The organism is Flavobacterium sp. (genome assembly GCF_044338735.1).
GTDB lineage: Bacteria > Bacteroidota > Bacteroidia > Flavobacteriales > Flavobacteriaceae > Flavobacterium.
This window is the reverse complement of record NZ_JBIIWV010000202.1, coordinates 1-3,504: the sequence shown is the minus strand read 5'-3', so window position 1 is coordinate 3,504 and position 3,504 is coordinate 1. Positions and strand designations below refer to the sequence as shown.

Sequence of the window (3,504 nt, the reverse complement as noted above, 5' to 3'; positions counted from 1 at the left end):
GCTATCTACAATTTCAGGACTTCCAAATTGAGCATTTGCTTTAAGTCCTATCAATGTTAGTGCTAGGATAAGGATTACATTTTTCATATTCATATTGTTATTATGTCTGTTACAATGACCGCTAACGTTTTCGGGCTTGGCGAAGGTGGCGATTTTTACCACAAATGTTGATGCGGAGAACCAATGTTTGATTAACCACAAATGTGTCTGCGGAGCACTGAACCGCCACTTTTGCCAAACCCGTGTTATGTGCTGTAATTTTTTCTTCCGTCTCACGGTTCATCACATTCAATTGTCTTTATTTTTTTAAATAGCTTGTCAAAGTTGTCCCAACCTTTAGGCTCGGTAACAACAGAATAGTCCATAAATTTTATTGCACAATTCCACCAGCCGAAATTCATAACTTCAACTTGAGCATATTTAAATTTCTCGGCTGAATTAAATTGCTCGTTAAATTTAGCATTTAGTTTTTCGGGTGAACCATTATTTATCAATTGTTGTTCGTGAATTTGTCACCAAGTCTGAAGAAGTTTGTCTCCGCCACTAATTAAAGCATCAACATACTTCTTTATGCAGGTGTCAGCGATTGAATATTGTCTGAGTGTCTCAGGGTTTTTATAACCAAGCAATGTAATTCTCCCTAATTTATATACTTCGTCCAAGTCCTTTAGTTTGCGTTGTCTATAAGTTTCCCAGAAAGTTGAATTTACAATGTCAAGGTGCTTTAATTCGTCTGATTTTTTTTGATATTCATTGTCAAATGAGTCAACATTTAAACTGTCTATATGATGAGGATACCAAACGGTACAAGGTGTAGAAATTCGGAAGTAGTCTGAAAACCACAATTTGTATGTGTTTTTTAATTGCGTGTCGGTATATTTATTTGCATTATAAGTCCCTTCATATTCGCATAATTCTGTTGTCCACCTGAACGTTTTTGTTTGTCCAAACGCTAAGGTCTGTGTTAGTATTATTAATGTCGTTAGTAGGTGTCTCATATTATAGCACATAACTCATTTATATGCGATATAAAACTTCGTATATACACCCATATTTGGGTAGCTATGCGAAGTTTTGTTTCGCTTTTTATCTAAATCAAATATAATAATTTTTCCTTACAAATCATCAAACGGACTTTTTATCTGTTGTAGGCTCTTGGTGCTCACATGCGTATATATTTCGGTGGTTTTACTGCTGCTGTATCCTAATAATTCTTGAATATACCGCAAATCGGTGCCGCTTTCCAATAAATGTGTGGCATAACTGTGTCGCAACCAATGCAGGCTTACGGGTTTCTTAATTCCAGCCTTTGTTAAAGCTTGTTTCAATACATTAGACAAACTTCGTGCAGAATATTGCGTGTTTTTTTCTTGTCCTTCAAAAAGATAAATTATCAATAAAAAAATCCTGAGTATTACTCGGGATTTTTTTATGTTATTTTTGACAAGTTATTTTTGATTTAAAAAAAAATTATTTCGAATTATCTTTTCTGGTAATTCAAGTTTAAGATCTACTTCGTTGAATTCAATTAAAGTAAATTCTGTTTTTTTATTAGGAGTAATGCAATGGGTTATTACAACTGGTTTAGAATAATTTAAATTAGTTTCAAATTCTATACCATGCAAACAACCAAATCTAAATAGATAAAACAAGTTGATAGGAGAAGTAATTGCTTTAAATTCATATTTGACTTTATTTCTTTTGGAATGTACTAATTGAAATGTTTCAACTGTATCAACAATTTTGATATGTTTAAAAGCAAATTCGTTTATGTTAAATTTTTTTGAAAGCGTAAATGATTTGGTTTCTAAATATTTAAATTCTATTGATAAACTATCTATTTCATTTTTATGTTCAATTACTTGATACGTATGTTTTTGTTTAGCTACAATATTAAAAACTTCTGCAATAGTATCTTTTGTTCTAAATCTTATACTCATTACATAATTCTCATTCACAGAACTACCATAAGATGAAGATTTAGAAAGTAAGGTGTCATTTTTTACTAAATAGGTAACTTTAATGTCAAATTTTAATTTTTGTCCGTTGCAGAGCAACATTATAAAAAATAACACAAATGATAGAATTGATTTCATAGCGTTTGATTTATGTATTAAGTTATTTGAACAAACAAATTGAAAAACTATCTTTTATCAAAATAAACAGCAATTCGAGGGGTTCCTTTGTGAAGTAAGGTTTTGGCTTTCCAGTTCATAAGTAATGGCTTATATGAACAAATATAAAAAATAAATAAAAATATCCAAAGCAAATAAGGCGAAGAAAAAATAAGTAATAAGAAGACAGTTACATACAGTATAAATCCATAGATATAGCTTAGTTAATGTATAAGTAGTGTATGCAGAGTGTATGTGTAGTGTATGCGGAGTGTATGTGGAGTGTATTTGGAGTGTATGCTAGAAGTATAGATACGATATGCTAGAAGTATACCAAAAGTACGTTTTAGTTTTTATAAAATAGATTTAAATATAAAAAGCGCCACTCTCGTAACGCCTTTTTTTTACTTATTCTCTTTAGCTAATTTGTTTTTCTTATAAATCGGTATGAAATAACTCAAGGTATAATTTAAACCGGCGCCAAATTTTCCTTCATAGGTGCGGTTAAATCCAGGAATATATAGGTTGTCAAATCCGTCAGGTTTTTTGTTGGAGACTAAATAGTTTAAACGCAAGGAAAAGCCTAAATATAAATTACTAAATAATTCAGCTTTTACACCACCAATAATCTCAATCCAGTTGGCTGTTAAACCATTATAGTTTGTTCCAGAAATCACAGTATTTTCACCATAATAATTCGTAGGATCATATATTTTGTAACTGTTTAGGGTATGACTAAAGCTGCTAATACCATAGCGCATACCTACATAAATCATATTTTCCATGTCGAGCCAGTTTTCAAACGAGTTGTAATCAAACCCTGCCTTAAAATAGGTTCCTTTAGTCGTAAAGTTCAAACGATCATCATCAACTGTTTTTTCTTCGTTTCCTAGTTCGCCAGCCAAATAAAAACGGCGCGTCAAACGGTAATCTCCTTCAATTTCTAATCCTTTATAATCCTTTTCATAAAAACTTTTAGACAAACGATGTAAATCTACACCCACACGTAAACCATAACGTTCAGGATAAACTACTTGTGTAGTGTCTTTTATTTGTGCGTTTCCAATCGTTGAAACCGCAATAAAGACTAGACTAAAAATATATTTTAACATGTACTTCATTTTCGTTTTCAATATTAGTTTGGGTTACTACAATATTCTGAATCCAATTATTGCCATCAGCAGTTAAAACCACCGGATTGGTTTCGTTTAAATAAAACAACGTTTTAAATCCGCAAGCACGAGATACATATTTATCAACTCTTTGGTAATTAAAGGTAATCACATCAATATTATCATTAGTAGTGACAGTGTCACTTCCATTTTGTATAAAATGTAAGGTAGTTATATCGGTAGTTGTTTTTAAAGGCACTTCAATTTTTGAAACCTCA

4 protein-coding genes and 1 pseudogene are annotated in these 3,504 nt (G+C 31.4%); all 5 read right to left on the bottom strand.

Features of this window, described 5'->3' with window-relative positions:
* Window positions 1–512 precede the first annotated feature (512 nt).
* Window positions 513–998 carry a hypothetical protein gene (locus ACIQZC_RS10055; protein ID WP_396139090.1) on the bottom strand — a complete coding sequence of 162 codons (486 nt, stop codon included), beginning with the start codon at window positions 996–998 and terminating at the stop codon, window positions 513–515.
* Between the two features lie 117 nt (window positions 999–1,115).
* A pseudogene (locus ACIQZC_RS10050) lies at window positions 1,116–1,388 on the bottom strand (tyrosine-type recombinase/integrase); the annotation flags it as partial.
* Window positions 1,389–1,448: 60 nt separating this feature from the next.
* Entirely contained in the window at window positions 1,449–2,096 is a 648-nt protein-coding gene (locus ACIQZC_RS10045; RefSeq protein WP_396139089.1) for a hypothetical protein, read from the bottom strand.
* Window positions 2,097–2,518: 422 nt separating this feature from the next.
* The gene (locus ACIQZC_RS10040; protein ID WP_396139088.1) at window positions 2,519–3,226 is read right to left on the bottom strand and encodes a DUF6048 family protein; all 708 of its coding nucleotides are present in this window, start codon (window positions 3,224–3,226) and stop codon (window positions 2,519–2,521) included.
* Window positions 3,207–3,504, bottom strand: a 298-nt coding sequence (locus tag ACIQZC_RS10035) for a DUF6452 family protein (protein WP_396139087.1), incomplete at its 5' end; no start/stop codon positions are given. The genes ACIQZC_RS10035 and ACIQZC_RS10040, both read right to left, overlap by 20 nt.

Coding starts and splice junctions, on each gene's coding strand:
- ACIQZC_RS10055 (WP_396139090.1), bottom strand. CDS start 998: ATGAGACACCTACTAACGACATTAATAATACTAACACAGACCTTAGCG.
- ACIQZC_RS10045 (WP_396139089.1), bottom strand. CDS start 2,096: ATGAAATCAATTCTATCATTTGTGTTATTTTTTATAATGTTGCTCTGC.
- ACIQZC_RS10040 (WP_396139088.1), bottom strand. CDS start 3,226: ATGTTAAAATATATTTTTAGTCTAGTCTTTATTGCGGTTTCAACGATT.